At 55.1% G+C, this 23,061-nt stretch carries 24 protein-coding genes and 1 other annotated feature; of the genes, 16 read left to right on the top strand and 8 right to left on the bottom strand.

Translation table 11 applies throughout. The features are described 5' to 3' along the window. Positions 1-22: 22 nt before the first annotated feature. The 4 genes from araG to otsA all read left to right on the top strand — a co-directional run bounded on the left by araG (position 23) and on the right by otsA (position 5,132). Positions 23-1,567 (top strand): L-arabinose ABC transporter ATP-binding protein AraG, encoded by a 1,545-nt coding sequence (araG, locus tag F9C28_RS11780; RefSeq protein ID WP_199015534.1) that lies wholly within the window; start codon positions 23-25, stop codon positions 1,565-1,567. A gap of 26 nt (positions 1,568-1,593) precedes the next feature. Then, complete coding sequence (gene araH, locus F9C28_RS11775; RefSeq protein WP_199015533.1) at positions 1,594-2,574, top strand: L-arabinose ABC transporter permease AraH; 981 nt, start codon at positions 1,594-1,596, stop codon at positions 2,572-2,574. Positions 2,575-2,926: 352 nt separating this feature from the next. Beyond that, positions 2,927-3,733, top strand: a complete 807-nt coding sequence (gene otsB / locus F9C28_RS11770) for a trehalose-phosphatase (RefSeq protein WP_199015532.1) — start codon at positions 2,927-2,929, stop codon at positions 3,731-3,733. After that, positions 3,708-5,132 (top strand): alpha,alpha-trehalose-phosphate synthase, encoded by a 1,425-nt coding sequence (otsA, locus tag F9C28_RS11765; protein WP_199015531.1) that lies wholly within the window; start codon positions 3,708-3,710, stop codon positions 5,130-5,132. The genes otsB and otsA overlap by 26 nt, the downstream gene beginning before the upstream one ends. Before the next feature lie 38 nt (positions 5,133-5,170). Here the strand turns inward: otsA and uspC are convergent, their stop codons facing one another. From uspC to nadE, 3 genes are all read right to left on the bottom strand, one after another. Next, entirely contained in the window at positions 5,171-5,593 is a 423-nt protein-coding gene (gene uspC, locus F9C28_RS11760; protein WP_199015530.1) for a universal stress protein UspC, read from the bottom strand. Positions 5,594-5,703: 110 nt separating this feature from the next. Next, complete coding sequence (gene norR, locus F9C28_RS11755; protein WP_199015529.1) at positions 5,704-7,260, bottom strand: nitric oxide reductase transcriptional regulator NorR; 1,557 nt, start codon at positions 7,258-7,260, stop codon at positions 5,704-5,706. A 129-nt stretch (positions 7,261-7,389) separates the two neighbouring features. Beyond that, positions 7,390-8,217 carry an ammonia-dependent NAD(+) synthetase gene (nadE, locus tag F9C28_RS11750; RefSeq protein WP_199015528.1) on the bottom strand — a complete coding sequence of 276 codons (828 nt, stop codon included), beginning with the start codon at positions 8,215-8,217 and terminating at the stop codon, positions 7,390-7,392. A 272-nt stretch (positions 8,218-8,489) separates the two neighbouring features. Between nadE and osmE the strand changes: the two genes are divergently transcribed. Further along, positions 8,490-8,828 (top strand): osmotically-inducible lipoprotein OsmE, encoded by a 339-nt coding sequence (osmE, locus tag F9C28_RS11745; protein WP_199015526.1) that lies wholly within the window; start codon positions 8,490-8,492, stop codon positions 8,826-8,828. Positions 8,829-9,008: 180 nt separating this feature from the next. Continuing rightward, the gene (gene cedA / locus F9C28_RS11740) at positions 9,009-9,239 is read left to right on the top strand and encodes a cell division activator CedA (RefSeq protein WP_199015524.1); all 231 of its coding nucleotides are present in this window, start codon (positions 9,009-9,011) and stop codon (positions 9,237-9,239) included. A 108-nt stretch (positions 9,240-9,347) separates the two neighbouring features. On the opposite strand, the gene F9C28_RS11735 is transcribed toward cedA, so the two are convergent. The 3 genes from F9C28_RS11735 to hxpB all read right to left on the bottom strand — a co-directional run bounded on the left by F9C28_RS11735 (position 9,348) and on the right by hxpB (position 12,250). Further along, positions 9,348-10,739: an L-cystine transporter gene (locus F9C28_RS11735; protein WP_199015523.1), complete on the bottom strand. Its 1,392-nt coding sequence runs from the start codon at positions 10,737-10,739 to the stop codon at positions 9,348-9,350. Between the two features lie 136 nt (positions 10,740-10,875). Beyond that, on the bottom strand, positions 10,876-11,475 hold the full coding sequence (locus F9C28_RS11730) for a metal-dependent hydrolase (protein ID WP_199015555.1): 600 nt from the start codon (positions 11,473-11,475) through the stop codon (positions 10,876-10,878). Between the two features lie 106 nt (positions 11,476-11,581). Further along, positions 11,582-12,250, bottom strand: a complete 669-nt coding sequence (gene hxpB / locus F9C28_RS11725; RefSeq protein WP_199015522.1) for a hexitol phosphatase HxpB — start codon at positions 12,248-12,250, stop codon at positions 11,582-11,584. Between the two features lie 159 nt (positions 12,251-12,409). Here hxpB and F9C28_RS11720 point away from each other — a divergent pair, with 159 nt between their 5' ends. Further along, complete coding sequence (locus tag F9C28_RS11720; RefSeq protein ID WP_199015521.1) at positions 12,410-12,946, top strand: YniB family protein; 537 nt, start codon at positions 12,410-12,412, stop codon at positions 12,944-12,946. A gap of 37 nt (positions 12,947-12,983) precedes the next feature. Here the strand turns inward: F9C28_RS11720 and F9C28_RS11715 are convergent, their stop codons facing one another. Both F9C28_RS11715 and ghoS read right to left on the bottom strand, forming a co-directional pair. Further along, positions 12,984-13,844 carry a fructosamine kinase family protein gene (locus F9C28_RS11715; RefSeq protein WP_199015520.1) on the bottom strand — a complete coding sequence of 287 codons (861 nt, stop codon included), beginning with the start codon at positions 13,842-13,844 and terminating at the stop codon, positions 12,984-12,986. Positions 13,845-13,948: 104 nt separating this feature from the next. Next, positions 13,949-14,239: a type V toxin-antitoxin system endoribonuclease antitoxin GhoS gene (gene ghoS, locus F9C28_RS11710; protein ID WP_199015519.1), complete on the bottom strand. Its 291-nt coding sequence runs from the start codon at positions 14,237-14,239 to the stop codon at positions 13,949-13,951. A gap of 347 nt (positions 14,240-14,586) precedes the next feature. Here ghoS and F9C28_RS11705 point away from each other — a divergent pair, with 347 nt between their 5' ends. The 9 genes from F9C28_RS11705 (at position 14,587) to ihfA (ending at position 23,060) form a co-directional block, all read left to right on the top strand. Continuing rightward, positions 14,587-15,345 (top strand): DUF481 domain-containing protein, encoded by a 759-nt coding sequence (locus F9C28_RS11705; RefSeq protein WP_199015518.1) that lies wholly within the window; start codon positions 14,587-14,589, stop codon positions 15,343-15,345. A gap of 481 nt (positions 15,346-15,826) precedes the next feature. Then, the gene (gene thrS / locus F9C28_RS11700; RefSeq protein ID WP_199015517.1) at positions 15,827-17,755 is read left to right on the top strand and encodes a threonine--tRNA ligase; all 1,929 of its coding nucleotides are present in this window, start codon (positions 15,827-15,829) and stop codon (positions 17,753-17,755) included. Between the two features lie 3 nt (positions 17,756-17,758). Beyond that, entirely contained in the window at positions 17,759-18,301 is a 543-nt protein-coding gene (gene infC / locus F9C28_RS11695; RefSeq protein WP_199015553.1) for a translation initiation factor IF-3, read from the top strand. Between the two features lie 93 nt (positions 18,302-18,394). Then, positions 18,395-18,592: a 50S ribosomal protein L35 gene (gene rpmI, locus F9C28_RS11690; RefSeq protein ID WP_199015515.1), complete on the top strand. Its 198-nt coding sequence runs from the start codon at positions 18,395-18,397 to the stop codon at positions 18,590-18,592. 110 nt (positions 18,593-18,702) lie between these two features. After that, the gene (rplT, locus tag F9C28_RS11685) at positions 18,703-19,059 is read left to right on the top strand and encodes a 50S ribosomal protein L20 (RefSeq protein ID WP_199015513.1); all 357 of its coding nucleotides are present in this window, start codon (positions 18,703-18,705) and stop codon (positions 19,057-19,059) included. A gap of 122 nt (positions 19,060-19,181) precedes the next feature. Then, positions 19,182-19,302 (top strand) — a sequence feature (Phe leader region). Beyond that, entirely contained in the window at positions 19,187-19,231 is a 45-nt protein-coding gene (gene pheM / locus F9C28_RS11680) for a pheST operon leader peptide PheM (RefSeq protein WP_001386830.1), read from the top strand. (Overlaps the previous feature by 45 nt.) A 68-nt stretch (positions 19,303-19,370) precedes the next feature. Then, entirely contained in the window at positions 19,371-20,354 is a 984-nt protein-coding gene (gene pheS / locus F9C28_RS11675; protein ID WP_199015511.1) for a phenylalanine--tRNA ligase subunit alpha, read from the top strand. A 14-nt stretch (positions 20,355-20,368) separates the two neighbouring features. Then, on the top strand, positions 20,369-22,756 hold the full coding sequence (gene pheT, locus F9C28_RS11670) for a phenylalanine--tRNA ligase subunit beta (protein ID WP_199015509.1): 2,388 nt from the start codon (positions 20,369-20,371) through the stop codon (positions 22,754-22,756). A 4-nt stretch (positions 22,757-22,760) separates the two neighbouring features. Next, complete coding sequence (gene ihfA, locus F9C28_RS11665; protein WP_199015508.1) at positions 22,761-23,060, top strand: integration host factor subunit alpha; 300 nt, start codon at positions 22,761-22,763, stop codon at positions 23,058-23,060. Position 23,061: the final 1 nt, after the last annotated feature.

Genomic DNA, 23,061 nt, shown 5'->3' with positions numbered 1-23,061 from the left:
ACCTCTCACTTCAGGAGGCATTATGATGCCGCAAACGCCATATCTCTCTTTCCACGCCATCGGGAAGACGTTTCCCGGGGTAAAAGCGTTACAGGACATTAGTTTTGACTGCCATGCTGGCCAGATCCATGCGCTGATGGGGGAAAACGGGGCGGGGAAGTCGACCCTGCTGAAGATCCTCAGCGGCAACTATGCCCCAACCAGCGGATCGCTGGCGATCAACGGCCAGCCCATGCACTTCAAAGATACCGCCGCAGCGCTGGATGCCGGGGTCGCCATTATTTACCAGGAGCTGCATCTGGTGCCGGAAATGACCGTGGCGGAAAATATCTGGCTGGGCCAGTTGCCCCATAAAGGCGGGATAGTGAATAACAGCCTGCTTAATTATGAAGCCGGATTACAGCTAAAACACCTCGGGCTGGATATTGACCCCCAGACCCCACTTAAATACCTCTCCATCGGCCAGTGGCAAATGGTTGAGATCGCTAAGGCACTGGCGCGCAATGCCAAAGTGATTGCCTTTGATGAACCGACCAGTTCGCTGTCGGCCCGGGAAATCGACAACCTGTTTCGGGTGATCCGGGAGCTGCGGGCAGAAGGGCGGGTTATTTTGTACGTCTCCCACCGCATGGAAGAGATCTTCGCCCTGAGTGATGCCATCACCGTGTTTAAAGACGGGCGCTACGTGTGCACTTTCACTGATATGGCACAGGTCAATCACGATAGCCTGGTCCAGGCGATGGTGGGCCGCGATCTGGGTGATATTTATGGCTGGCAACCCCGTCCCCACGGGGAAGAGTGCCTGCGGCTGGATAATGTCAAAGCACCCGGGGTCCGGGCGCCGGTTTCCCTGACGGTACGCCGGGGTGAGATTGTCGGGTTATTTGGTCTGGTGGGGGCGGGGCGCAGCGAACTGATGAAAGGGCTGTTTGGCGGCACCCGGATCACCGCAGGCCAGGTGTCGATTGACGGTAAACCGGTCACGATCCGTAAACCGGCAGATGCCATTGCCGCCGGGATGATGCTGTGCCCGGAAGATCGTAAAGCAGACGGGATAATTGCCGTCCACTCGGTGCGCGACAATATCAACATCAGCGCCCGGCGGCGATTTCTGCGCGCCTGGTGCCTGATCAATCCCGGCTGGGAGGCGAAAAATGCCGACCACCATATTCAGGCGCTGAATATCAAAACCCCTGGGGCAGAGCAACTGATCATGAACTTATCCGGCGGTAACCAGCAGAAGGCGATACTTGGCCGCTGGCTGTCGGAAGAGATGAACATCATCCTGCTGGACGAGCCGACCCGCGGTATTGATGTCGGGGCGAAACACGAAATTTACCACGTTATCTATGCCCTGGCCGAACGCGGGGTGGCGGTGTTGTTTGCCTCCAGCGATCTGCCGGAAGTGCTGGGCGTTGCCGACCGTATTCTGGTGATGCGGGAAGGGGAGATTGCCGGAGAGCTGCTCCACGAACAGGCGACTGAGCAACAGGCGCTACGCCTCGCAATGCCGGCCATGACCAGCCAATCCCATGACACACCAGACAACCGCCAGGCTGTGGCCTGATACGCTGTACAAACAGGAGTAATGCTATGTCTTCATTAACCACATCGGGTGCGACACCATCGCGGTTAAATCTCGGCCGTATCTGGGATCAGTACGGCATGCTGGTGGTCTTTGCCGTGCTGTTTCTGGCATGCGCTATCTTCGTACCGAATTTTGCCTCTTTTATTAATATCAAAGGGCTGGGGCTGGCCATTTCAATGTCCGGCATGGTGGCCTGCGGGATGCTGTTTTGCCTGGCCTCCGGGGATTTTGATTTGTCGGTGGCCTCGGTTATCGCCTGTGCCGGGGTGACCACGGCGGTGGTCATTAACCTCTCCGAAAGCCTGTGGATCGGTGTGTTTGCCGGCCTGATGATCGGGGTACTGAGCGGCCTGGTAAACGGCTTTGTGATTGCCCGGTTGAAAATCAATGCGCTGATCACCACCCTTGCCACCATGCAAATTGTCCGCGGCCTGGCGTATATCATCTCTGACGGGAAAGCGGTGGGCATTGAGGATGAGCGCTTCTTCGAACTGGGTTACGCCAACTGGCTGGGGCTCCCGGCACCTATCTGGCTGACGGTGATTTGTCTGGCTATTTTTGGCTTCTTACTCAATAAAACCACCTTCGGGCGCAATACGCTGGCGATTGGCGGTAACGAAGAGGCGGCCAGGCTGGCGGGTGTCCCGGTGGTGCGTACCAAAATCATTATCTTTGTCCTGTCCGGCCTGGTGTCGGCGGTGGCGGGGATTATCCTCGCTTCGCGCATGACCAGCGGCCAGCCGATGACCTCTATCGGCTATGAGCTGATTGTTATCTCAGCCTGTGTGCTGGGGGGCGTCTCCCTGAAAGGCGGGATCGGTAAGATCTCTTATGTGGTGGCGGGGATCTTGATCCTCGGTACTGTCGAGAATGCGATGAATCTGTTGAATATCTCGCCGTTCTCTCAGTATGTGGTGCGCGGTTTGATTCTGCTGGCGGCGGTGATTTTCGACCGTTACAAACAAAAGGCGAAACGTACGCTGTAATCGGCTTTACTGCACATCCACATCTCCCCATACAGCGCCGGTCTTCAGCACCGGCGCTGTGCATTTCCCCACCAAAAACTGTGTCAATTCTTATCAATAATCTCCCGGTGATCAGCGGTTTTTCAGAGCATTCTGGCATAAAAAAACCGCCGATCCGGCCCGCAGGCTGCCGCCTGGTATGGCGGTGTGGGGCTCAGGGACTATACTTTTTGGGGATTATGCTTTTTAGGCTAATGATAAGTATTGGTAACTATTTGATTATCACCATTGTATTGCCTGGCCGCTGCCAGGCAGCGCACACCGGACAATATTCCCGCATTGTACCGGGCATTAATCACAGGAGGACGACAAGGTGGCCGATGTACTCTCTGTTCCACCCCTGATATCCGAACCATACGGCTTTTTTTTTGATTTTGATGGTACCCTCGCGGAGCTACAGCCGCTTCCCGACCAGGTCGCACTGCTGACGGAACGCCGCCGATTACTGGCGCGGCTGCAAATTATCAGTGAAGGGGCCGTGGCATTGATTTCAGGGCGCTCCCTGGCGGAGCTGGATACGCTCACCGCACCATTGTGTTTTGCCCTTGGCGGGGTGCATGGTGCTGAACGCCGTGATATCAATGGTCAGTTATCGACAGTGACCCTCCCACCCCCCCTGATGGTGCAGCTCAGGGCGCAATTACAGGCGCTGTGCCTGCGTTTCCCCGGTACCTTTCTTGAAGAAAAAGGGATGGCATTTGCGGTGCATTACCGGGGGGCCGAGCAGGCTGGCCCGGCGGTGTATCAGGCTACTGCGGCCATTGCACAGCCTCACCCTGAACTGGCGTTACAGCCTGGCAAATGCGTGGTGGAGATCCGCCCGGCCGGGGTGTCCAAAGGCCATGCGCTGGCTCAGTTTTTAACGGAGCCGCCCTTTAAGGGGCGCCGCCCGCTGTTTATTGGCGATGATATTACCGACGAAAGTGCCTTTGAGGTGGTGAACCAGCGGGGCGGGATCAGCATTAAAGTGGGGGAGGGAGATACGCTTGCACATTACCGGCTAAATAGCGTGACGGCGGTGTATTTATGGCTGGCCAGGGTCGTTACCCGGCTGGAAAAGGCGTCAACGGGCGTGACCGTAAAGGGGGTGGGCTATGAGCCGTTTAGTGGTAGTCTCTAATCGCATCTCTATACCGGATGATAAAAAAACCGGCGCCGGTGGCCTGACGGTGGGGGTGCTCGGTGCCCTGAAGGCCGCAGGCGGGCTGTGGTTCGGCTGGAGCGGGGATATCGGCGATCCTGATGCCCCGCTGAAAACCACCCACCGGGGGAATATCCACTGGGCCTCTTTTCAGTTGAGTGAGCAAGACTACCAGCAGTATTACTGTGAGTTTTCTAATGCGGTACTGTGGCCTGCCTTCCACTACCGGCTGGATCTGGTGAAGTACGATCGCCAATCCTGGGAGGGGTATTCCCGGGTTAATGCCCGCCTGGCGGAACAGCTGCTGCCGCTGCTGGAACCGGATGATATCCTGTGGATCCACGACTATCATCTGCTGCCTTTTGCCAGTGAACTCCGCAAACGCGGGGTGCAAAACCGCATTGGTTTTTTCTTGCATATTCCTTTCCCGGCGCCGGATATTTTTACCGCGCTGCCGCCCTTTGCCACGCTGCTCGATCAACTGTGTGATTATGATCTGCTGGGCTTTCAGACTGAGGGGGATCGTCAGTCTTTCCTTGATACCCTCAATGGCCAGACTACCCTGTATAGCCCGGCAGCCGGTAGCCATCAGGCCTACGGGAAGACGTTTCGCACCGCCGTGTACCCGATAGGCATCTCCCCCGGGGAGATTGCCCGCCAGGCCGCCGGCCCGCTACCGGCGAAACTGGCGCAACTGAAAGCTGAGCTTGCCCGGGTGAAGAATATTTTCTCGGTGGAGCGGCTGGATTACTCAAAAGGGTTACCGGAGCGTTTTGCCGCCTTTGAATCCCTGCTGGAGAAATACCCGGAACATCACGGGCAGATCCGTTATACCCAGATAGCCCCCACCTCCCGGGGGGATGTCCAGGCGTACCAGGATATCCGCCATCAACTGGAAACCGAGGCCGGGCGGATTAACGGTAAGTACGGGCAATTGGGCTGGACACCGCTCTATTATCTCAACCAGCACTTTGATCGTAAGTTGCTGATGAAAGTCTTCCGTTATGCGGATGTCGGCCTGGTGACCCCGCTGCGGGACGGGATGAACCTGGTGGCAAAAGAGTATCTGGCGGCACAGGACCCGGCTAACCCGGGGGTATTGATCCTGTCGCGTTTTGCCGGGGCGGCCCAGGAGCTGGGCTCCGCGCTCCTGGTGAATCCCTATGATCGCGATGAGATGGCGCTGGCGATGCATAAAGCGTTAAAGATGCCGCTGGCGGAGCGTATTGCCCGCCACAGTGAGGCTATGGAAGTACTGCTCAAGAACGATATTGATCACTGGCAGAAGCGGTTTATCGCCGATCTTCGCGGCCTGGAGCCCGGGGTAGCAAAGCCCGGGATGGGGAATAAAGTGGCGCCATTCCCCAGGCGCGCCTGAGTGCTGACCGGCCAGGATGGCCGGTCGTCCGCAGAGGGTTATCTCAGGCAAACCAGCAACACATCCACCTTGCTGGCGGCGATCACCGATCGGGCAGAGCACAGCGCTTTGCTGAAAAAGGTGCTGTTGTGGTTACCGCAGATAACCAGATCGATGCGCTGCTGCTCACAAACCGCCATCAGGTGCGGCGTTAGCTCACCGGTGGCAATGATCTGTGCCGCAACCGGATAACCACAACCTTTAACCAGATCGTCCAGAAACAGCCGGGTCTCTTCCAGCAAGAGTTCACGCAAGTCTTCCAGCATCGGTGAGGCCATATGATTATAAAACTCGGGCTCCACCGCGAGGGTAATCAGCGTAACGGTGCCATTTACCGGCCGGGCAAGGGCGACGGCTTTATCAAGCAGTTGGCGGCTTTCCACCCCCGGGGCAACCGCCACCAGCAGACGGGTATAAGGCATTCACACCTCCATGAGCAGTCATCCTGCATTCAGTGTAGGTGCTGCTGGCCCGGTAAGACTGTGCGCTGAGGTAAAAATTAGGCGATTGTGTCCACCACGGCTTTTTTTGCTTACTTCATTCCCAGCCGCTTCGCCAGCCGGTGCAGGTTGGCGACATCGGTGTGCAGTGCCCGGGCGCTGGCCGCCCAGTTGTGCTGGTGGTTATCCAGAGTGGCCTGGATTAGCTGGCGCTGGAACGCATCGGTGGCGTCACGCAGGCTGGCGGCGCTATTGCCTGGGGTAAGGCTTCCGGCGGTGTTAATGTCCGGGGCGTTGCTGTTTGGCAGACTCAGGGGCTCCCCGGGGGAGGCTGTTGCCGCCAGCGGTAAATGGGCGGCGCTGAGCACCACATTGCGTCCCGGCTGGGCAGCCCGGGCAATAATGGTTCCCCGATAGATAGCGTGTTCCAGCTCGCGTACGTTACCCGGCCAGCGGTACTGTTGCAGGTGGTCCGCCGCATCCTGGCTGAGTACCACGCTGTCCAGGCCCAGCTTATTACGGCATTGTTCGCAGAAGTACCCCGCCAGCAGGACAATATCTTCACCGCGCTCCCGCAGGGGGGGAACCCAGAGCGGGAAGACGCTCAGCCGGTGGTAGAGATCCGCCCGGAAGCGGCCTTCTAGCACTTCGGTTTTCAAATCCCGGTTAGTGGCCGCCAGCACCCGCACGTCAACCCGCTGGCTGCGGTCGTCACCCACCCGCTGGATATCACCGTATTGCAATACCCGCAGTAATTTTGCCTGCAGGGCCAGGGATAGCTCGCCAATCTCATCCAGAAAGAGGGTGCCGTTATTGGCCAGCTCAAATTTCCCCTGGCGGTTGCCAATCGCGCCGGTAAAAGCCCCTTTTACGTGGCCAAACAGCTCGCTTTCCGCCACGGATTCCGGCAGGGCCGCGCAGTTCAGGTACACCATCGGTTTACCGGCCCGGGGGGAGGACTCGTGGATGGCCCGGGCCACCAGTTCTTTACCGGTGCCGGTTTCACCGCTGATCAGCACGTTAAGGTCCGAGGCGGCGACAATATCAATTTCGTGTTTCAGCGCCATCATGCCGGTGCTCAGGCCAATCATTCCGGCATCCGGGATACTGGCGCTGGCGCCGTCATGGGGGACCAGCAGGTTCTGGCTTTCCAGTTGCTCAATCAGCAGGGCGTTGTTCAGGGCGCCGGCGGCCAGGGCGCTGATCAGCCGCAGCTCTTCATCGCTGAAGATATCGAACTGATGGGGGGACATGCTGTCGAGCGTGAGGGCGCCAATCAAGTTATGGCCGGCAAATAGCGGCAGACCAACACAGGCGTGTACTTTAAGCTCTTGCTGGCCGGGGATCAGCCCATCGTAAGGATCGGGCAGGGTGCTGTCCGCCGGGAAGCGCACAATATCGCCGGCCCGGGCGATGGCCTCCAGCCGCGGATGGGTCTGGAGCGCAAACCGGCGCCCCAGCACATCCGGCGCCAGCCCGTCGATAGCCAGCGGGCGGAACTGCTGCTCTTCGTAGCGCAGCAGTGCGGAGGCATCACAGTGCAGCATCTGGCGCAGTGTGGTGATCAGGCGCTGGAAGCGATCCTGATGAGTAAGACCTTGCTGCAATTCAATGGCAACGGCGGCCAGCAAGTTAACGGAGAGAGCCATAGCGCCTCGTTGATGATGGAGTGTGTATCACAGTGCGTAGCGGGTAATTTTGTCATAGCGACACAGTGCGCGGGTAGCGTTTTTGGCCGGTAACATCACCGGCCAGCGGAATGGTCTGCGGGGCGGGGATTATTGACGCCAGAAATCGTCAAACACCGTAATTGGCGGCCGGCGTTTGTGTTCGGTTTTGGTGTACCAGTTCTCGATAATCGCCGTGAGCTTGCTGTCCAGCACTTTCCCTTCCAGGTAATCATCAATAGTGTCGTAATTGACCCCCAGGGCTATCTCATCCGGCAGGGCGGGGCGATCGTCTTCCAGATCCGCGGTCGGCTGTTTGAGATAGAGATGCTCCGGGCAACCGAGGGTCTTCAGCAAGAGCTTGCCCTGGCGTTTATTAAGGCGAAACAGCGGGTTAATATCGGTGCCGCCATCGCCGTATTTGGTGAAGAACCCGGTCAGCGCTTCGGCGGCGTGATCGGTGCCGACCACCACGCCTTTGGTCATACCGGCAATGCTGTACTGGACTTTCATGCGCTCGCGGGCCTTTTCATTGCCGCGAATAAAATCACTCAGCTCGATACCCGCCTCGCGCAGTGATTGCTCGCTGGCCAGCACGGCGGGTTTGATATTCACGGTCAGGGCGCGGTCCGGCTGAATAAACGCCAGCGCATCCTGGCAATCCTGCTCATCGGCCTGTACGCCATAAGGCAGGCGAACCGTAATGAACTGGTAGCTGTCATCGCCGGTTTCCTGGCGCAGCTCGCTGATGGCGCTCTGGCACAGTTTGCCCGCCAGCGTGGAGTCCTGGCCGCCGCTAATCCCGAGGACCAGTGAACGCAGGAACGGGTACGTCTTCAGGTATGATTTTAAAAAATCGATGCTGCGGCGGATTTCTTCACCGGCATCAATCTGTGGTTTTACCCCCAGCGCCTGAATAATGTCTTGCTGTAATGCCATAAACCCCTCCGTTAACGTCAAGCTGCCCGTGTGGCTAAATTTAAATAGTTAGAATGGCAACAAAATTACCGCGTTGTGCTGAAAACGACAAGCCGGACATCGTGGTTCTGGCCACTGACCGGCGGCGAAACCGCCCGCAGGGCGGGCCGGTGTTACATCATTCTGGTATTTCGCTAACCGGCAGAGCGTAAAATGGCTAACAGGTTGATAAAATATATTTTATATTCCAGACTTATAAGTGCATAACCGGATAATTATCAGAGGACGTAATAATGAATAAACATATCGCCGGAGTATTAGGTGCTGCCGCAGCGTTGGCAATGTTGGCGGGCTGTACCGCTTATGATCGCACTGCCGATCAGTTCACCCAGCCGGTAGTCAAAGATGTCAAAAAAGGGATGACCCGGGCCCAGGTTGCCCAGATTGCCGGTAAACCTTCATCTGAAATCACCATGATCCACGCCCGCGGCACCTGCCAGACGTATATCCTCGGCCAGCGTAATGGCAAAGTGGAAACCTACTTTGTTGCCCTTAATGACACCGGGCACGTGATGAACACGGGCTACCAGACCTGTGCAGAGTACGATACCGATCCTTCTGTTCAGAAATAACCCCCGTCGGTATTTGCCAGTGTGGCTCGGGTAAGCATGCTGGCAGATACCCGCCTGATTGACCCCACAGGATGAGTGCGTTACCCGGTAGCCGTTTCGCACGAGATGGGCGACGTCCCCGCCAGGCTAAGGTATAATTGCCGCTGTTTGTGTGATTGCCATAGAGCCTGATTTGACGCCATGAAACCACTTCGACAACAAAACCGCCCCATCGTTAACTATATTCCACGGGTTGAGCCTGCTCCCCCCAGCCACGCCTGGCGGATGGAAGAGTACCGGGATGTCTGGGTCCTGAAAAATAAATATGTCGCTTTTATTCTGGTTGGGGACCGGTTCCGTCAATCGCCGGGGTTTGATATCCCCCAGGCCGCCCAGCGCTGGGCCGATCAAATCCGTCAGGACGAGCTATAACCCGGCTGTTCCGGGAATAAAAAAACGCCGCCCTGTGACCAGTGCGGCGTTTTTTCGTTTCTGATAGTCAGCCGGTCAGGCATGACTTACAGAAATGGCTTGCGGGTATCAGTGCTGGGCCAGTTCGACATTATCGTCACTGTTAAGAATGTCGGTGTCGGTTTGCTTCATCAATTGGCTGGTAATGGTGCCCGCGGCCATCGCGCCATTGACGTTCAGTGCGGTACGGCCCATATCAATCAGCGGCTCAACCGAGATCAACAGCGCCACCAGGGTCACCGGCAGGCCCATTGCTGGCAGCACAATCAGCGCCGCAAAGGTGGCGCCGCCGCCGACACCGGCGACCCCAACAGAGCTCAGGGTTACCATCCCGGCGAGGGTGGCAATCCACATCGGATCTAACGGGTTGATGCCGACCGTCGGGGCAACCATGACCGCCAGCATTGCCGGGTACAGGCCCGCGCAGCCGTTCTGGCCAATGGTGGCGCCGAAGGAGGCTGAGAAGCTGGCAATAGATTCCGGCACCCCAAGGCGACGGGTCTGGGCTTCCACATTCAGCGGAATTGACGCCGCACTGGAGCGGCTGGTAAACGCGAAGGTGATGACCGGCCAGACTTTGCGGAAGTATTTCACCGGGCTGATACCGTTTACCGCCAGCAGAATCGCGTGTACCGCGAACATGATCCCCAGGCCAATATAAGACGCCACCACGAAGCTACCCAGCTTCACAATGTCCTGTAAATTAGATCCGGCAACCACTTTGGTCATCAGCGCCAGCACCCCGTATGGGGTCAGCTGCATCACCAGACGGACCAGCTTCATCACCCAGCTTTGCAGAGTGTCGATAGCCACCAGCACCCGCTGGCCTTTGGCCTGGTCATCTTTCAACAGCTTCAGGGCGGCGACACCGAGGAAGGCCGCAAAAATCACTACGCTGATAATGGAAGTCGGGCTGGCGCCGGTGAGATCGGCAAACGGATTTTTCGGCACAAAAGAGAGAATAAGCTGCGGCACGCTCAGATCCGCCACTTTTCCGGCGTAGTTGGTTTCGATGGCAGTCAGACGGGCGGTTTCCGCCGTTCCCTGTACCAGACCTTCTGCGCTTAACCCGAACAGGTTGGTGATAAAAATCCCCACCAGGGCGGCAATCAGGGTGGTAAATAACAGGATACCGATGGTCAGTACGCTGATTTTTCCCAGCGAGGCGGCATTATGCAAACGGGCCACGGCACTGAGGATAGAAGCGAAGACCAGCGGCATCACAATCATTTGCAGCATCTGTACATAGCCGTTACCGACAATATTCAGCCACGGCAGGGTTGCGGCCATTACCGGGTTATTGGCACCGTAAATCGCCTGCAAAACGAGGCCAAAAACCACCCCCATGCCCAGGCCGAGCAACACTTTTTTTGCCAGGCTCCACTGGGTGTGGCGGGTTCTGGCCAGCGCCAGCAACAACATAACGAACACGGCAATGTTCGCAATAAGTGGAAGGTTCATCCCCAAATCTCCAGTTCATTATTATCAGGCAGTCAATTGGTCATGCCTTTATACCGGTCAGGGTAGCAGAAGTCCTGACGGCTGTTTATATTCAAAAGATATTTTTTATTTCCGAATGGAATATATGACGCGAAGATTACTGTTGCTGGTGAATAATAAAACGATTAAATCCGCTCTGGAAGGTATTTATCAATTGGGTTGACCAGCGCACTACCTGATTTTCCGGCAGGCTTTGGGGCATCCAGATGGAGAAACCAAACAGCAGAATACATAACACCCGCTCCAGTTGGTTATTTTTGTGGGGGGTGACGATGGGCAACCGAAAACGCCAGCGGCAGGGCCACAGCAAGGGAACCCCGGCGGGGGTCAGCATATCGGCGGCAATATGGCTCAGGTAACCCAGTACCATCCCCTGTAAGACATCCGCAGGGATAAGCCAGGTCTCCGGGACCTTCAGATACAGCAGGGCCAGGGCGACAAACACCGCCATCAAACTGTGGGTGAAGCCCCGATGACCAAATGCCCGGGCAATGGGGGTGGAGAGTAACCGCAACCGCTGGCCGAGAAACGAACGCGGGTGGTCAATATCCGGCAGCAGACAGGTCAGGATCGCGGCGGGCACAATATGCCACCAGTCGCCCTGGGCCAGCACCGGGGTCAGCCCGGCATTTTTGGCGAAAACCGCACTGGCGATAGAAAAGAGCAGGTGGCCTTCCGCCGTCATGATACAACCCAAAAATAACTGTCGATTCATCCAGTATAGGGTTTTTATACAGTGGACGGAAGAGGTGACGCGGTAACAAATTGTCACGATGGCCCGACATTGCCGGGCCGGGGGGGAATCAGCCCTGCAAATGCGCGAGCTGTAATGCCTCAAGTGAAGGTAACTGGACGTCTGCCAGTACCCAGCGCGGGTTGGTGCGGTTCTCCGGGGCGGGCACCACAATCGAGCGCATCCGGGCGGCTTTGGTGGCTATCATCCCGTTAACCGAATCTTCCAGGGTGACACAATGCAGCGGGGAAATATCCAGTTGCCGTGCGGCATTAAGGTAAACCTGAGGATGGGGTTTGCTATAGGGCAGATGCTCTGCGGAGGCGAGGGTATCGAACTGGCTGCGCAGGTTAAACATTTCCAGCACTTGCTCCAGCATGGCAAGGGGGGAGGCGGAGGCCAGGCCCACTTTCATGCCGCTGGCTTTGCACAGCGCGATGGCTTCTGCGGCCCCGGGCAGCAGCGGACGATGCTGATCCACCAGCGCCAGGGTGCGTGTAAATATCGCCTGGGTCACTTCAGCTCTGGACGGCCCCTGCCACGGCTGGCGGGCGTACCAGAGGTCGACCACCATATCGATACGCAGGCCGAGGGTATCCGGTAGCTCATGACGGCGGCTGATATCGACGCCTACCCCGGCGAGGATTTCCAGTTCAGCCTGATCCCACAGCGGCTCCGAATCAATTAACAGGCCGTCCATATCAAACAGGGCTGCGGCAACACGAGGGGCAGTTGACATCGGCAATGACTCCTTAGCGGTAAAGTCGTTATTCGGGTTATGCCCTGATTTTACGCTGGCTGGCGCAATTAACAAAATGGCCAGCAAAGTTCAGGCGAAAAGCAGCGCGAACAGGTAAACTTAAGGCGGATTTTTACGAATATAAATCAAGGGGAAGGGATGACGTATCAACAGGTGGGGCGTGTTGCCATCATTAAACGTATTGCGGGCTGGGTGATTTTTATTCCCGCAGTGATATCGACGCTGGTGTCGATACTGCAATACTTGTACCTGCACAGTGAGAAAAAGCCGGGAATTGATGCCGTCATGCTGGACTTTGCCCATGTGATGATCGACATGGTGCGTTTTAACACCCCTTTTCTTAACCTGTTCTGGCACAATTCGCCGGTGCCGGATTTCCACCACAGTCTGAATATCGGCTTCTGGATTATTTATATTTTGATCTTTGTCGGTATTGCGCTCCAGGCCAGCGGTGCCCGGATGTGGCGCCAGTCGCGTTTCCTGAAAGAGGGCGTTGAGGATCAGCTAATCCTTGAGCAGGCCAAAGGGGCCGAGGGGTTAAGCCGCCGCCAGTTAGAAGAGCGGCTGGTGATTCCGCGCCACAGCGTGTTCAGACAGTATTTCCCGTTGTATATCTTGCCGGTTATCGTGGCAGTAATTGGTTACGTTTGCCTGTCGCTGCTGGGATTCCTGTGAACCCGTCAGGCTGCTCCGGCAGCCTGACGCTGAGCGGTCATGATGCCATAAAGCTATCCACCGCCTGATGTGCGGTTTGCAGATGCTGGCCGCCAAACAGGTTGGCGCGGTTTAGCAGGGTATAAAGCTGGTACAGCGGCTGGCGATCAAGAAAGTCGCCGGGCAGCGGTGAAACCGACTGGTAACCGTCGTAAATCTGCGGCGGTTGGTCCGGGTACAGCGGCAACATCGCCAAATCGCACTCGCGATCCCCCCAGTAGCATGCCGGGTCAAAAATCACCGGCCCGTCAGGCCCCTGTGCGCAGTTACCGGACCACAAATCCCCGTGCAGCAGAGAGGGCTGGGGCTGGTGGCCCGCTAAACGGCTCTCCACACGATTGACTATCTGGTCTATTTCACCGAAGTCGATGCCTTTTTCCGCGGCCAGCTCCAGTTGCCAGCCGATACGCTGCTCGGCAAAAAAGCCCGACCAGCGGCGTTGCCAGCTGTTGGGCTGCGGGGTGGTTGACAGGTCATTATCGAAATCCAGCCCGAATTGCGGCTGGTCGCTCCACTGATGGAGCCGGGCAAGCTGTTGGCCGAGTAAAAATGCGTTGTGTGCATCCAGCGGGCGCAACGGGAGGTAGTCGAGCAGTAAAAAACTGTACTGCCGGTCGCTGCCGACGCCCCATACCCGGGGAACGTGCACCGTACCACTGCGGGCCAGCAGTTCCAGCTGGTCGGCTTCGGCAGTGAAGATTGGCAGCAGCTCGCGTTGATCGCTTTTAATAAAAATATCTTTCCCGGCATACTGGCAGCGCCAGGCGCTGTGGATCTCTCCCCCGGGCAGTTCAGTGCGTTGCAGGGTGTCTGACTCTCCGAGTTGCTCTCTTAACAGACGACTGATGGCTTGCCACATAGTATTATCCCCACGTTGTCTGGTAGATCATTAGCTTACGCGTTAAGCATGGACAAAAACACGACTTGTTGCACAACAATCATGCGAAATAGCGCGGAATCCCGCTATTTGATCAACGCCCGCCACGCTTGCCAGGTCAGGGTGTTGACCTCGGGTTGTTCATTAATAGCGGATTCCACCAGTGATGAGACCATCCTGGTTATCTCCTGGGCCGTCAGGGGAGAGGTTATACCGAAAGTGCCTGGCCCCAGCTCGTGGATCTGGCCGTCTTCATCGGTCATGGTGAACTGGAAGCCGGCCCTTGATAGGTGGTTGTTGATCTCGTTAACCGCGGCCAGACTGTCTGCTTTCCAGTGCACTTCTACTATATAGCGTGCTGGTTCACCGTTACTCATCCTACCTCCAGTCAACAGCGCAGGGATTTGACTCAGTGTAAGGGGCGGCGTCGCCGCCTTTTCTGTGGTTTACGGGCAACCGGATCAAGCCTAGCACCGATAGCGAATTTTTGTCTGAATAACAGGCTGATTTATAATATAAAGCTTTTTTTTGTCCGGCTGTTTCTATATTCACTTTTAGTAAAATCCGGATATTGCTTATTCAAAAGATGAAATAAGAATTTATTGCTATGTAAAAAGGGCTTTTTTATAATTCGCCACCTTTCTATGGACAACCTATTTAGATCCTCAGAAAAATATCCGGGGCCGGAGCGGCCTCTTTTTATGCTGTGCGGACAACGAGTTAAATGAAACTTTTTAAGACAGTACCCGTGGCCCTGATCCTCGCGGGCAGCGCGCTTGTAAGTCATAATGTAGTTGCAGACGATAATGTTTTTACTGTCATGGATGATCCCTCCTCAGCGAAGAAACCCTTCGAAGGGAACCTGAATGCCGGCTACCTTGCGCAGTCAGGTAACTCTAAAAGCTCTTCATTAACCGCAGACACGACCATGACCTGGTATAACCGTTCTACGGCATGGTCCTTGTGGGGTAACGCCAGCAATAACTCATCGAATGATGAACGTTCTTCGGAAAAATATTCTGCCGGGGCCCGTGGCCGCTATAACTGGACCGATGTTGACTACCTGTTTGGCCAGGCCAGCTGGCTGACGGACCGTTATAACGGTTACCATGCGCGGGATGTGTTCACCACCGGTTACGGTCGCCAGATATGGAATGGCCCGGTGCACAGCCTGCGGGTGGAATTTGGTCCCGGGGTGCGTTATGACGAATATACCGACGGCGGCGATAAAACCCAGCCGCTGGGCTATGCGGCGGGCTCATATGCATGGCAACTGAGCGATAACGCAAAATTCACCCAGGGGCTCTCTGTGCTGGGCGCGGACGATACCACGGTGAACTCCGAGACGGCCCTCAACGTAGCGATCAATGACCACTTCGGGCTGAAGGTGGCCTATAACGTGACCTGGAACTCGAACCCACCCGACACGGCCCCGAAACATACCGATACCCGCACGACAGTGACCCTCGGCTACCGGATGTAACTATTATACAGGCCAGTGGATAACTGGCCTGTTATTAACGGACCATTAATTACTAACTTAATAATGACGGAAGTTACCTTTCGGTCAGCGACAGTATTCCCGCTGGTTAACAAAAAATGCGCCGGAAAAATAAAGCGTAATAAATTCCTGTGCGGAACGGCCTTGCCGGTGTCTGCCGGAAATAATCATTTGGCCCGCTTTTAACTTGCTATCTTTGATAAATGCAAAATAGCGCTTAGTTATTCATCGTTTTAAGCAAAACAAAGCAAAATTTACCTCAGTAGGGGCGGTGGGGCGACAACGACCCCCTAAAGTGCTACTATCCCTATTCGCAGGTTGTAACAGACACCTGCATGTTCAGATGCCGCCCCGCAACTCGCAATTGTCGGCGAGATGGGTTGGCAACACACCTAAATTCTAAGCTAATAAAACATTGTATGTGAGCTTTCGTGTGGCTCACCACTGCAAGTAAGGACTTATAATGCCTGTTATTACTCTTCCTGATGGCAGCCAGCGTGTTTACGACCACGCTGTCAGTGCAATGGATGTGGCGCTGGATATCGGCCCCGGTTTGGCGAAAGCCTGTATTGCTGGTCGCGTGAATGGCGAACTGGTAGATGCTTGTGATCCTATTGAACAGGATTCAACCCTGGCGATTATCACCGCGAAAAATGAAGAAGGGCTGGAGATTATCCGCCACTCTTGTGCACACCTGCTCGGTCATGCAATCAAGCAACTGTGGCCCAATACCAAAATGGCAATTGGCCCGGTTATCGACAACGGTTTCTACTATGATGTCGACCTTGACCACACCCTGACCCAGGAAGATATCGACCAGCTTGAAAAGCGTATGCACGAGCTGGCGGATACCGATTACGACGTCATCAAGAAAAAGGTGAGCTGGCAAGAAGCCCGCGATACTTTCGTCAGCCGTGGTGAAGACTACAAAGTGGCGATCCTTGATGAGAACATCAGCCATGACGACAAACCTGGTCTCTACCATCACCAGGAATATGTCGACATGTGCCGTGGGCCTCACGTGCCTAACATGCGTTTTTGCCACAATTTCAAACTGATGAAAACCGCCGGTGCTTACTGGCGTGGCAACAGCGACAACAAAATGTTGCAGCGTATCTACGGCACCGCCTGGGCAGATAAGAAAGCACTGAGTGCCTATCTGCAGCGCCTGGAAGAAGCCGCAAAACGCGACCACCGTAAAATCGGTAAGCAGCTTGACCTGTACCATATGCAGGAAGAAGCGCCGGGTATGGTGTTCTGGCACAACGACGGCTGGACCATTTTCCGCGAGCTGGAAGTCTTTGTTCGTTCTAAACTGAAAGAGTACCAGTATCAGGAAGTTAAAGGTCCGTTTATGATGGACCGCGTGCTGTGGGAAAAAACCGGCCACTGGGAAAACTACAAAGACGCGATGTTCACTACCTCTTCTGAGAACCGTGAATATTGCATCAAGCCCATGAACTGCCCGGGTCACGTACAGATTTTTAACCAGGGTCTGAAGTCTTACCGCGATCTGCCGCTGCGTATGGCGGAGTTCGGTAGCTGCCACCGTAACGAGCCGTCAGGTGCCCTGCACGGTCTGATGCGTGTGCGCGGGTTTACCCAGGATGATGCGCATATCTTCTGTACTGAAGATCAGGTGCGCGATGAAGTGAACAGCTGTATCCGTATGGTCTATGACATGTACAGCACCTTCGGTTTTGAAAAAATCGTGGTGAAACTGTCTACCCGTCCGGAAAAACGTATCGGTAGTGATGCCACCTGGGATCGTACCGAGGCAGATCTGGCGGCTGCGCTGGAAGAGAACAACATTCCGTTTGAGTATCAACCGGGTGAGGGCGCTTTTTATGGTCCTAAGATCGAGTTTACGCTGCATGACTGTCTGGATCGTGCGTGGCAGTGTGGTACTGTACAGCTCGACTTCTCTTTACCGGGTCGTCTGAGTGCGTCCTATATCGGGGAAAACAACGAACGTCAGGTGCCGGTTATGATTCACCGCGCTATCCTGGGGTCCATGGAACGCTTCATCGGTATTCTGACTGAAGAGTTCGCCGGTTTCTTCCCGACCTGGTTAGCACCAGTACAAGTGGTGATCATGAATATCACCGATAGTCAGTCTGAATATGTCAACGAACTGACCCGTAAATTGCAAAATGCGGGCATTCGTGTGAAAGCAGACTTGAGAAATGAGAAGATTGGCTTTAAAATCCGCGAGCACACTTTACGTCGTGTCCCTTATATGTTGGTTTGTGGCGACAAAGAAGTAGAAGCCGGCAAAGTAGCCGTGCGCACCCGTCGCGGCAAAGACCTGGGCAGTCTGGACGTAAATGATGTGATTGAGAAGCTGCAACAAGAGATTCGCAGCCGCAGTCTTCAACAACTGGAGGAATAAGGTATTAAAGGCGGAAAACGAGTTCAAACGGCGCGTCCGAATCGTATTAACGGCGAAATTCGCGCGCAGGAAGTTCGCTTAACAGGTCTGGAAGGCGAGCAGCTTGGTATTGTGAGTCTGAGAGAAGCTCTGGAAAAAGCTGAAGAAGCCGGAGTAGACTTAGTCGAAATCAGCCCTAACGCCGAGCCGCCGGTTTGCCGTATAATGGATTACGGCAAGTTCCTCTATGAAAAGAGCAAGTCTTCTAAGGAACAGAAGAAAAAGCAAAAAGTTATCCAGGTGAAGGAAATTAAATTCCGCCCTGGTACAGATGAAGGTGACTATCAGGTAAAACTCCGCAGCCTGATTCGCTTTCTTGAAGATGGCGATAAGGCCAAAATCACCCTGCGTTTTCGCGGTCGTGAAATGGCCCACCAGCAGATCGGTATGGAAGTGCTTAACCGCGTGAAAGAAGATCTGGTTGATCTGGCAGTAGTCGAATCCTTCCCAACGAAGATCGAAGGCCGCCAAATGATCATGGTGCTCGCTCCTAAGAAGAAACAGTAAGGCCATCAAGTGATCCTGTCTGAGGGGTTCGCCTCCCGGGCAGGGTTCGCCTTTGTTTCGTTTATTTAACAATGCGAAGTGGAAGTTAATAAGATGCCAAAAATCAAAACCGTACGCGGTGCTGCTAAGCGCCTCAAAAAAACCGGTAAAGGTGGTTTTAAGCGCAAACACGCTAACCTGCGTCATATTCTGACTAAAAAAGCGACTAAGCGTAAACGTCATCTGCGCCCGAAAGCCATGGTTTCCAAAGGCGATCTGGGTCTGGTAATTGCTTGCCTGCCGTACGCATAAGCCAATTTTTTAATTTAATCGCCCGATCCATTTTGCGTTGTGATCAGACCAATAGGTTCTGATCCCCAAAATGATGGGTAACAACAGAATATAGATACAGGAGAGAGCATATGGCTCGCGTAAAACGTGGTGTAGTTGCACGTGCACGTCACAAGAAAATTTTGAAACAAGCTAAAGGCTACTACGGTGCGCGTTCTCGCGTATACCGCGTTGCCTTCCAGGCTGTTATCAAAGCTGGTCAGTACGCTTATCGTGACCGTCGTCAGAAAAAGCGTCAGTTCCGTCAGCTGTGGATTGCACGTATCAACGCTGCAGCACGTCAGAACGGTATCTCTTACAGCAAATTCATCAACGGCCTGAAAAAAGCCTCTGTTGAAATTGACCGTAAGATCCTGGCTGACATCGCCGTATTCGACAAAGTAGCATTTACTGCTCTGGTCGAAAAAGCGAAATCAGCACTGGCGTAAGTCAGTTAAGAGAGGGAGCCTGGCTCCCTCTTCTTGTTTTATCTGGAAATATCAAGTGATTGACATTTCCAGATAAACACCTTTGAATAGAACGACGACGATAAGTACCACACAAGGTAACGCAAGCATGAATGCTGCTATTTTCCGCTTCTTTTTTTACTTTAGCACCTGAACCAGGAGGCTAGCGCGTGAGAAAAGAAACGGAAACAAGCGCCCAAGCCTCCTTATGGAGGCTTTTTTTATACCTGACGTTTTCGAATTTTGAATAAGACCAACGACTCCGGCTACTGAGCCGGCATAAGAGGAATACCATGCCACATCTCGCAGAGCTGGTTGCCAATGCAAAGGCAGCCATTCACGATGCCCAGGATGTTGCCGCGTTAGATACTGTACGCGTCGAATATTTAGGCAAAAAAGGGCATTTGACCCTCCAGATGACCACCCTGCGTGACCTGCCCCCTGAAGAGCGTCCCGCTGCCGGTGCGGTAATCAACGAAGCGAAAGAGCAGGTACAACAGGCACTCAACGCCCGGAAATCTGATCTGGAGTCCGCGGCGCTGAACGCCCGCCTGGCAGAAGAGACCATTGATATCTCCCTGCCGGGACGGCGTATCGAAAACGGCGGCCTGCACCCGGTGACCCGCACGATTGATCGCATTGAAAGTTTCTTCAGTGAGCTTGGCTTTACCGTGGCAACCGGCCCGGAGATAGAAGATGACTACCATAACTTCGATGCCCTGAATATCCCGGGCCACCACCCGGCGCGGGCAGACCACGACACGTTCTGGTTCGATGCAACACGCCTGCTGCGCACCCAGACCTCCGGGGTCCAGATCCGCACCATGGAACATCAGCAGCCGCCGATCCGTATTATTGCCCCGGGCCGGGTTTATCGTAACGACTACGACCAGACCCACACCCCGATGTTCCATCAGATGGAAGGGCTGATTGTTGATAAAAATATCAACTTCACCAACCTGAAAGGCACCCTGAACGATTTCCTGCGCAACTTCTTCGAAGAAGATCTGCAGATCCGTTTCCGCCCGTCCTATTTCCCGTTCACCGAACCTTCCGCGGAAGTGGACGTCATGGGTAAAAACGGCAAATGGCTGGAAGTGCTGGGCTGCGGCATGGTGCACCCGAACGTACTGCGTAATGTGGGCATCGATCCGGAGGTTTACTCCGGCTTCGCCTTCGGGATGGGGATGGAGCGTCTGACCATGCTGCGTTATGGCGTGACCGATCTGCGCGCATTCTTCGAAAATGACTTACGTTTCCTCAAACAGTTTAAATAAGGCAGGACTATCCAATGAAATTCAGTGAACTCTGGTTACGCGAATGGGTAAATCCGGCCATTGACAGCGATGCACTGTGCAGCCAGATAACCATGGCCGGTTTAGAAGTTGACGGCACCGAAGCCGTTGCCGGCACCTTCAACGGCGTTGTGGTCGGTGAAGTGGTTGAATGCGCACAGCACCCGAATGCAGACAAACTGCGGGTAACGAAAGTCAATGTCGGCGGTGAACGCCTGCTGGATATCGTCTGCGGTGCGCCGAACTGCCGCCAGGGCCTGCGCGTAGCGGTGGCGACTATTGGCGCCGTACTGCCGGGTGATTTTAAAATTAAAGCCGCCAAACTGCGCGGTGAGCCTTCTGAAGGGATGCTGTGCTCTAACTCTGAGCTGGGTATTTCTGACGATCATAACGGCATTATCGAACTGCCGGCCGATGCGCCCATCGGCACCGACCTGCGCGACTATCTGAAGCTGGACGACACCGCCATTGAAGTCAGCATCACCCCGAACCGCGCCGACTGCCTGAGCATTATCGGTGTGGCCCGTGATGTTGCGGTACTGAATAAAATGGCCCTTAACGAGCCGGAAATTACCCCGGTTGCGGCCACCATCAGCGATACGCTGCCGATCCGTGTTGATGCCACCGACGCCTGCCCGCGCTACCTGGGCCGGGTGATCAAGGGCATTAATGTGAAGGCCGCCACGCCGCTGTGGATGAAAGAGAAACTGCGCCGCTGTGGTATCCGCTCTATCGATCCGGTGGTTGACGTCACGAACTACGTTCTGCTGGAGCTGGGCCAGCCGATGCACGCCTTCGACCTGAACCGTATTGACGGCGGGATCGTGGTGCGCATGGCGGAAGAGGGTGAGAAGCTGGTACTGCTGGACGGTACAGAAGCCACCCTGAAAGCCGACACCCTGGTGATTGGCGATCATAAAAAAGCCCTGGCGATGGGCGGTATCTTCGGTGGCGAACATTCTGGTGTGAATGACGAAACTCAGGACGTGCTGCTGGAATGCGCTTTCTTTAATCCGCTGGCGATCACTGGCCGCGCGCGCCGTCACGGCCTGCATACCGATGCTTCCCACCGTTACGAACGCGGTGTCGATCCTACCCTGCAATTCAAAGCGCTGGAACGCGCAACCCGCCTGCTGATTGATATCTGCGGCGGCAACGCTGGCCCGGTTATTGACCAGACCAGCCTGGCTGATCTGCCGAAGCGCGCAACCATTACCCTGCGCCGCAGCAAACTGGATCGCCTGATTGGCTACCATATTGACGATGCACAAGTGACCGATATTCTGACCCGTCTGGGTTGTGAGGTCACCGTGGGTCAGGACCAGTGGCAGGCCGTCGCGCCGGGCTGGCGTTTCGATATGGAAATTGAAGAAGATCTGGTTGAGGAAGTTGCCCGCCTGTTCGGTTACGACAACATCCCTAACGCCCCGGTCCAGGCAGGCCTGGTGATGGGCAGCCATCGTGAAGCGGTGCTGTCCATGAAACGGGTGAAAACCATGCTGGTGGACAAAGGCTACCAGGAAGTGATCACCTACAGCTTTGTGGATCCGAAGATCCAGCAACTGCTGCACCCGGGTGAAGAAGCGCTGATCCTGCCAAGCCCTATCTCCAGCGAAATGTCTGCCATGCGGCTTTCCCTGTGGTCTGGCCTACTGGGCACCGTGGTGTACAACCAGAACCGCCAGCAGGGCCGCGTCCGGTTGTTTGAAACCGGGCTGCGCTTTGTCCCGGATACCAATGCAAACCTGGGTATCCGCCAGGACCTGATGCTGTCTGGTGTTATTTGCGGTAACCGCTATGAAGAGCACTGGGATCTGGCGAAAGGCAGCGTCGACTTCTATGATTTGAAAGGCGATCTTGAGTCGGTACTGGAACTGACCGGTAAATTATCTGAAATTACCTTCAAGGCAGAAGCCATTCCGGCACTGCATCCGGGCCAGAGTGCCGCCATTTATCTGGATGGCGCACGTATTGGTTATATTGGGGTGGTTCACCCTGAACTGGAGCGCAAACTGGATCTTAACGGCCGTACACTGGTGTTTGAGCTGCTGTGGGATGCGCTGGCAGACCGCGTTGTGCCTCAGTCTCAGGGGGTTTCGCGCTTCCCGGCTAACCGTCGCGATATCGCGGTTGTGGTAGCAGAAAACGTGCCCGCAGCGGATGTTTTGGCAGAGTGTAAGAAAGTTGGCGTAAATCAGGTAGTTGGCGTAAACTTATTTGACGTGTACCGTGGCAAGGGTGTAGCTGAGGGTTATAAGAGCCTCGCTATCAGCCTGATCCTTCAGGATTCCGGCCGTACACTCGAAGAAGAGGAGATTGCCGCTACCGTTGCCAAATGTGTAGAGGCACTAAAAGAGCGATTCCAGGCATCATTGAGGGATTGAACCTATGGCGCTTACAAAAGCTGAAATGTCAGAATATCTGTTTGATAAGCTTGGGCTTAGCAAGCGGGATGCCAAAGAGCTGGTCGAACTGTTTTTCGAAGAGATCCGTCGCGCTCTGGAAAATGGGGAGCAAGTGAAGCTTTCTGGTTTTGGTAACTTTGACTTGCGCGACAAAAACCAACGTCCAGGACGCAATCCGAAGACGGGGGAAGATATTCCCATTACGGCTCGCCGGGTGGTGACCTTCAGACCCGGGCAGAAGTTAAAAAGCCGGGTCGAAAACGCAACGCCGAAAAGCGAATAAC

Origin of the sequence: Shimwellia pseudoproteus (genome assembly GCF_016415625.1) — a bacterium.
GTDB lineage: Bacteria > Pseudomonadota > Gammaproteobacteria > Enterobacterales > Enterobacteriaceae > Shimwellia > Shimwellia pseudoproteus.
Note: the sequence above shows the minus strand (reverse complement) of the source record. Positions and strands in the feature narration are given on the sequence as shown.

Coding starts and splice junctions, on each gene's coding strand:
- araG (WP_199015534.1), top strand. CDS start 23: ATGATGCCGCAAACGCCATATCTCTCTTTCCACGCCATCGGGAAGACG.
- araH (WP_199015533.1), top strand. CDS start 1,594: ATGTCTTCATTAACCACATCGGGTGCGACACCATCGCGGTTAAATCTC.
- otsA (WP_199015531.1), top strand. CDS start 3,708: ATGAGCCGTTTAGTGGTAGTCTCTAATCGCATCTCTATACCGGATGAT.
- uspC (WP_199015530.1), bottom strand. CDS start 5,593: ATGCCTTATACCCGTCTGCTGGTGGCGGTTGCCCCGGGGGTGGAAAGC.
- norR (WP_199015529.1), bottom strand. CDS start 7,260: ATGGCTCTCTCCGTTAACTTGCTGGCCGCCGTTGCCATTGAATTGCAG.
- nadE (WP_199015528.1), bottom strand. CDS start 8,217: ATGGCATTACAGCAAGACATTATTCAGGCGCTGGGGGTAAAACCACAG.
- osmE (WP_199015526.1), top strand. CDS start 8,490: ATGAATAAACATATCGCCGGAGTATTAGGTGCTGCCGCAGCGTTGGCA.
- cedA (WP_199015524.1), top strand. CDS start 9,009: ATGAAACCACTTCGACAACAAAACCGCCCCATCGTTAACTATATTCCA.
- F9C28_RS11735 (WP_199015523.1), bottom strand. CDS start 10,739: ATGAACCTTCCACTTATTGCGAACATTGCCGTGTTCGTTATGTTGTTG.
- hxpB (WP_199015522.1), bottom strand. CDS start 12,250: ATGTCAACTGCCCCTCGTGTTGCCGCAGCCCTGTTTGATATGGACGGC.
- F9C28_RS11720 (WP_199015521.1), top strand. CDS start 12,410: ATGACGTATCAACAGGTGGGGCGTGTTGCCATCATTAAACGTATTGCG.
- F9C28_RS11715 (WP_199015520.1), bottom strand. CDS start 13,844: ATGTGGCAAGCCATCAGTCGTCTGTTAAGAGAGCAACTCGGAGAGTCA.
- ghoS (WP_199015519.1), bottom strand. CDS start 14,239: ATGAGTAACGGTGAACCAGCACGCTATATAGTAGAAGTGCACTGGAAA.
- F9C28_RS11705 (WP_199015518.1), top strand. CDS start 14,587: ATGAAACTTTTTAAGACAGTACCCGTGGCCCTGATCCTCGCGGGCAGC.
- thrS (WP_199015517.1), top strand. CDS start 15,827: ATGCCTGTTATTACTCTTCCTGATGGCAGCCAGCGTGTTTACGACCAC.
- rpmI (WP_199015515.1), top strand. CDS start 18,395: ATGCCAAAAATCAAAACCGTACGCGGTGCTGCTAAGCGCCTCAAAAAA.
- rplT (WP_199015513.1), top strand. CDS start 18,703: ATGGCTCGCGTAAAACGTGGTGTAGTTGCACGTGCACGTCACAAGAAA.
- pheS (WP_199015511.1), top strand. CDS start 19,371: ATGCCACATCTCGCAGAGCTGGTTGCCAATGCAAAGGCAGCCATTCAC.
- pheT (WP_199015509.1), top strand. CDS start 20,369: ATGAAATTCAGTGAACTCTGGTTACGCGAATGGGTAAATCCGGCCATT.
- ihfA (WP_199015508.1), top strand. CDS start 22,761: ATGGCGCTTACAAAAGCTGAAATGTCAGAATATCTGTTTGATAAGCTT.